The 2131-nt window shown below is 68.5% G+C and carries 1 protein-coding gene; it reads left to right on the top strand.

Translation table 11 applies throughout. The annotated features are described in order from the left end of the window. Positions 1-290 precede the first annotated feature (290 nt). Entirely contained in the window at positions 291-1973 is a 1683-nt protein-coding gene (locus AB0M97_RS30735; RefSeq protein ID WP_365964257.1) for an IS1182 family transposase, read from the top strand. Positions 1974-2131 lie beyond the last annotated feature (158 nt).

Genomic DNA, 2131 nt, shown 5'->3' with positions numbered 1-2131 from the left:
GCCTGACGCTGTCGGGGATCTTGAAAATCGGGGTCGTCCGGCGTGATCGACATGCTGAAGAAGCGATCCGTTTCCCCTGTTCAGGGCCTCGCAGGGAGGACGGCGAGCCTGTGTCGGTCGCCGTCGGCGAGTTGGTGACCGTTGGGCGAACGCTTCGTTCGTGACTGCTGGTGCTTGTGTGACGTGGGTGTCGATCGCGTTCACCCGTTCGTGGTGGCCGTGCCAGGAACCACAAGCTGGGTGATCTGCGTGGGTGGGACGGTTGGGGCCCGCGACTCCGGAGGTCTGAGATGTGCGTTCGCCCTCGTACCGGCTGCGTGATCCCCGAGCTGACCGTGCGGGTCGCCCGGGCGTGCAACCCCAGGGGCACCACCGCCATGGCCATCCGTGACCACCTCAACGGCCTGTGGGCCGACGAGGACTTCGAGGAGTGGTACCCGCGGGACGGCAAGCCGGGCCTGTCGCCAGCCCAGTTGGCGACGGTGTCGGTTCTGCAGTTCCTGCTGGAGCTGTCCGACCGGCAGGCCGCCGAGTCCGTGCGTAACCGCATCGACTTCAAGTACGCCCTGGGCATGGAGCTGGAAGACCCCGGCTTCCATCACAGCGTCCTTGCCGACTTCCGAGAGCGCCTGGCCGAGGAGGGCCGGGCCGACAAGCTGCTCGGCCTCGCGCTGGAGAAGATCCGGGCCGTCGGCCTGGTCCGGGAACGCGGCCGGCAGCGCACCGACTCCACCCACGTCCTGGCCGCGGTGCGGGATCTGACCCGCCTGGAGCTCGTCACCGAGGCCATGCGCGCCGCCCTGGAGGAACTCGCCCGCCGGGCGCCGCACGAGCTGGTCGGCCTGGTGACCGAGGACTGGGGCAGGCGCTACGGCCGCGCCGCCCGGCTGGGGAAGAACCCCTCCCGGCCCAAGACCCGGATCAAGGAGACCGGCGAGGACGTCCGCCTGCTCCTGCGCTACGTCCACCGCTACCTGCCTGCCCTACTCGACGGCGAGCAGGTCGAGGCCCTGCGCCAGATCTTCGTGCAGAACTACTTCATTGACGCCCAGGATCGCCCGAAGTGGCGGGAGGCGGAGGATGCCGGACTGCCGCCTTCGGCCGTCGCCATCGTCTCGCCCTACGACCTGACCGCCCGCTACGCGCGCCGGGGGCAGATCCGTTGGAAGGGCTTCCTGGCGCACGTCACCGAGACCTGCGACCCGGACACGCCGAGCGTGATCACCGACGTCACCACCACCAAGGCCGCCGTCCACGACACCAAGGCCCTGCCCGGCATCCTCGCCAACCTCGACCACCGGAATCTGCTGTCGAAGGAGCACTTCGTCGACGGCGGCTATCTCTCCGTCGCGCTCAAGAAGCAAGTCGCCCGCGAGCACGGCGTCGGCCTGGTCGGTCCGATCCGGGCCAGGAGCACCCGCCAGTCCCGCAAGGGCACCGTCTTCCACCGTGAAGCGTTCACCATCGACTGGGACAACGAGCAGGTCACCTGCCCGCAGGGCAAGGTGAGCCGCCGGTGGTCGACACCGCCGTCCCTCGCGCCCTATGTCAACGCCGAGTTCGCCCCGGACGACTGCCGTCAGTGCCCAGTGAAGGCCGCCTGCACCCGCACCGACGCCCGGAAAGTCACCTTCCTGCCGCGCGATCTCTACGACATCCAGTCCGAGTCCCGGACCGAGCAGAAGACCCAGGAATGGCTCTCGCGCTACTCGTTGCGGGCCGCCATCGAGAGCACGATCAGCGAGTTCGTCAACGGCCACGGGATGCGCCAGTGCCGCTACCGCAGCGAAGAGAAGGTCCACGTCCAGCACGTCCTGACCGCCATCGCGGTCAACCTCGAACGCATCGGCGTCCACCTGCCGCCGGCGCCCGCCCGGCAGCCCCGGAACCCAACCGCTCTCCAGGGCTTCCTCGACTGGCAGCACATCCCCCGACCCCGGTCCTGGCGCGTCGCCACCCACCCCGCAGGCTGAGTGATCGTTCTCAAGGTGGTGACCACCACCTTGCCCAAGACCGGCGCAAAGATCGACCCACCGAGTTCTACCCTGACACAGCGCCATCGTGGGGACCGGCCGTTCAGCTCGATGATCTTCTAGAAAGACGCTCGACCAAGATCCCCGACAGCGTCAGG

The sequence above is a fragment of the Streptomyces sp. NPDC051207 genome, assembly GCF_040682395.1.
Lineage (GTDB): Bacteria > Actinomycetota > Actinomycetes > Streptomycetales > Streptomycetaceae > Streptomyces.
Note: the sequence above shows the minus strand (reverse complement) of the source record. Positions and strands in the feature narration are given on the sequence as shown.

Coding starts and splice junctions, on each gene's coding strand:
- AB0M97_RS30735 (WP_365964257.1), top strand. CDS start 291: ATGTGCGTTCGCCCTCGTACCGGCTGCGTGATCCCCGAGCTGACCGTG.